3 protein-coding genes are annotated in these 3,701 nt (G+C 58.9%); all 3 read right to left on the bottom strand.

What is annotated here, in order from left to right; genetic code table 11:
• Positions 1–276: hypothetical protein (locus AC2VNK_RS07775; RefSeq protein WP_486883377.1), on the bottom strand; the 276-nt coding region annotated here is incomplete at its 3' end.
• A 54-nt stretch (positions 277–330) separates the two neighbouring features.
• On the bottom strand, positions 331–1,617 hold the full coding sequence (gene flgL / locus AC2VNK_RS07770; RefSeq protein ID WP_486883376.1) for a flagellar hook-associated protein FlgL: 1,287 nt from the start codon (positions 1,615–1,617) through the stop codon (positions 331–333).
• A gap of 11 nt (positions 1,618–1,628) precedes the next feature.
• A partial coding sequence (gene flgK / locus AC2VNK_RS07765; protein ID WP_486883375.1) for a flagellar hook-associated protein FlgK occupies positions 1,629–3,701 on the bottom strand: 2,073 nt, incomplete at its 5' end.

Below are 3,701 nucleotides of genomic sequence, written 5' to 3'. Positions count from 1 at the left end.
GTAGTGTGCCAATCGGTGTATCGAAAAGCGCCGGCTATCACTTTCTTCTTCCACGGCGAAAACCAGCGCCCCACGACGCCCGTCCGGCCATTCTACCAGTAGCGGTACGTCCAACTCGCGAAATCGCTCTCCCAGACGTTCCTGCAACTGCTCCTGACGAATCGGAGTAATACATACGGTATCGTCCAAGGTTGCCGCTTCTTCCGGCGCGAAAAACCGCAACGCCTCACGAGGGTAATCCAATATCAAATTCTTAAAATTCTGATCGTGGCTCACGTTCGCCCCTTCGTCTTTTTTTTCAGTGTAACATAGCCACTATGCCGTTCGTCTTCAAATATAATTAAACAAACTCAACCCCTGCACCTGCGCAAAGGCTTTTTGCGCCGCCTGCAACGCGGTGGTGCTTTGTTGAAACTGGGTAATCACTTGCGGGTAGCTGATATCAGCCAGGCTGCCCTGCGTGGTTTGAAATTGCTGGGTAAGATTGGTGTTCATGGTCTGCACACTCTGTGCCTGTTGCAGTTGTGATCCGATCTGGCTCTGGGTGCTGAGCAGAGTGGTTTGCGACTGACTGAGATTGGCGAGAACGTTGCTGATATCCTGGGCGCGTTGCGTGTTGGCGCCCGGCGATCCACCGCCCGCCTGAAAGGCCGTGATGAGGTTATTAAAGGTCTGAAACAAGCTCTGCGGCTGAGCGGCGGCAAGGGTAAACGAAGCGCTCTGCCCGATGCCCGGCTGTCCGTTGGTGGGCACACTGATAAAGGGGCTGCTTCCTGGTGTGCTGGGTATGGCTATGCTCTGGCCCGGCGTGTAGCTGCCGGATACCACTGTCCCGGAGCTGCCACTCCAGCCTGATGAACCCATCTGCCCCGTGCCGCTGCTCACGCTATAGGTCAGTCCGCTGGCGCCATTATTGCTGATCGTCACCTGATACTGTGCGCCATTCACCACGAACTGGTCATTAGCGGCGGCCTGATTCAAAACGCTTCCCGGTCCCAGAGTGGTGGTCCCCACATCGGTGGCGGTACCACTCACCGTAAAGCTGCCATTTCCCGCCGGGATATTCATAAAAACCGAATTCCCTGCCTGCGACACCGGCGCCGTCAGCCCCGGTCCAATCTCCAGGGTTTTTTGGCCGGAATCACCCAGATACTGCACCTGGTTATTACTCTGCAATTGAAATGGCGTCACACCCGATTGCGAACCCGCAAAGACATAGGTGCCATTGGCATCCTGGGTATTCGCCATCTGCACCAGTTGCTGCAAGTTACCTTGCATGGTAGTCACCGCATTCTGCAGATCGCTGGGGCTGACGGTGGCGTTGTTCATCTGCACCGCCAGTTGCTGCACCTGATCGATCAGGGTCCCAACGCCCTGCAGGGCACTGGAACTCAGTTGCAGGTTCTGCTGGGCATACTGATTACTCTGCTGGTAGCTGCTGAGGTTGGCGATCTGACTGTTGAGGTTGAGCACCTGGGCATTAGCCACCGGGTTGCTCGCCGGGTTGATCAATGCATTGCCGGTGGAAAGCTGCTGACTGAGGGTGTTCAACGTGCTCTGCTGGTTCAGCATACCGCTTAGACCGCTTTGAAAGAATTCAGAAGTGCTGACACGCATGTTAAATCTCCTTACAGGGCCTGAATGAGGGACGTGAACAGCGTGTTCCCCACCGAAATAGCCTTGGCAGCGGCCTGATAGGCCTGTTGATAGAGGATCAAGTTGGCGGCCTCCTGATTGAGATTGACTCCGGACACCGACTGCTGGGAGGCCTGTGCCTGCTGCAGGACCGTCGCCTGGGCTTGCGCGTTGGTCTGCGCCTGCCCGGCCTGGGACGCCACTTGCGTGATCAATTGCGCCGCGCTGCCATTGAAGGTCGCGCTGCCATTACTCATGACCTTGCCGGTAGCCAGCGCGGCCATGGCCTGCGCATTGCCATTACTACCCACGCCGCCGGGACTGAGGGTAAAGGCGTCGCCCGATGCCGCCAGACTACCGCTGAGGTTCACCTGCCAGTAGCCGCCAGGCGGGTTGGGATTCTGGATAGCGATGCTGGTACCCGACCCGCCCAGGGACACGCTGCCGCTGGTGATCACCCCGGCGCCCCCACTCCCCGAGCTGATCTGAAAGTGGACGGCTGCATTGCCCGACCCTCCCTGCGTGAAGGTGACCTGCAATGGCGTCGGGAAACTGGCCAGCCCGGAGACCAGCCTGGCACCGGAACCCGTGCCACTCACATACTGACCCGCAGACAGGATCATATTGCCGAGATTGGTGTTGACCAGGCTGCCGCTGACCACCTGCCCCGGACTACTGACATAGGGGCTGGCGGCGGCGATGCCCGAGGGATCGGTCATTACGGTCTGCATATTGCTGGCGCCCAGACGGGTGGGCTCGATGAGAAAGCTATTGCCGGAGACCGCGCCCGAGACACTGACGCTGAAGCCCGAACTTCCGAAGCTCAAGGTAGTCACACCGCTACTGACGCTGCCGCGGGTGGTGGCCACAACCTGTCCGCTGCCGCGATCCGCCAGCGTCCAGTTACCGCCGCCTGCATTTGTCAGAATATAATCGGAGGCGGTCAGCGCGCCGCCATGGGTAATGCTGCCGCTGATGGTTGCACTACCCGTATTCGCCTGATTGGCAAAAATCTGCACACCGCCCGTGGCAAAGAGCGCCGTGCCGCTACTGCCGTTGAGATTTAGCCCCTGCGCCTGCTGCGCGTTGAGGGCCGCCGCTAGGCCGTCCGCCAATTGCCCCAAGCCATTCTGGGCAGGGTTGAGGGACTGGCTGCGGAACTGCAGCAGGCCACCGAGGGTGCCGCCGCTGAGGTTATGGCTGATGTTCGCACCACTGCTGGCGTAGGCGACGTCCATGGTCTGCTGGTTGTAAGCGCTGGGCTGGGTTTTGAGGTCGAAGGATTTGCTCCCCGCCACCAGCACCTGCCCGTTGCTGAGATAGACGTTGATCTGACTGTTGTTCTGATGCAGCACTTGCACGCCCACCTGACTGTTCAACTGGGTGAGGAGCTGGTCACGCTGGTCGAGGAGGTCGTTGGCGGCACTATTACCCGCGCCCTGCAAGGTGGAGATCTGCGTATTCATTTGGGCGATCTGCTGGCTGAGATCATTGATCTGGGTGACCGACTGGCCAATTTGCTGGTTGACGCCGACACCGATGCTGCTTAATTGCTGGCCGAGGGACTGAAAGGTCTGGCTGAGATTCTGGGCATTGCTGAGCATGCTCTGACGCGCGGGCATATCGCTGGGACTGGCGGCCACCTGCGCCACCCCGGAAAAAAACTGGCTGACCTGTGAACTGACGCCGCCGTTATTGAGTATCCCGAGGACCTGCTGGAGCGAACTGGAAAGCGTGGCCTGGCCACTCGCGCTGGCGGTCGCCGACCATACCTGCCCTTGCAGAAAACTACTGTAACTCCGCTGCACCGTCGTGATCTGGGTGCCGTTGCCATAGTACTGGCCCCCGATGAAAGTGGGCGTGGTGGTAGACTGCACTACGTTTTCCTGGCTATAGCCGGGGGTGTTGACGTTGGCGATGTTATTGCCGGTTACCTGCAGCGCATTTTGCGCAGCCTGCAATCCCGTAAGTGCTGTATTGACGATTCCGCTGATTCCCGACATCTTACGCACTCCCCAAGGAACGACCCGGACCAGCATGATCACCATATACGGCGGTCTTCTGCC

The sequence above is a fragment of the Acidithiobacillus sp. TH-A35 genome (assembly GCF_057473505.1).
Note: the sequence above shows the minus strand (reverse complement) of the source record. Positions and strands in the feature narration are given on the sequence as shown.

Coding starts and splice junctions, on each gene's coding strand:
- flgL (WP_486883376.1), bottom strand. CDS start 1,617: ATGCGTGTCAGCACTTCTGAATTCTTTCAAAGCGGTCTAAGCGGTATG.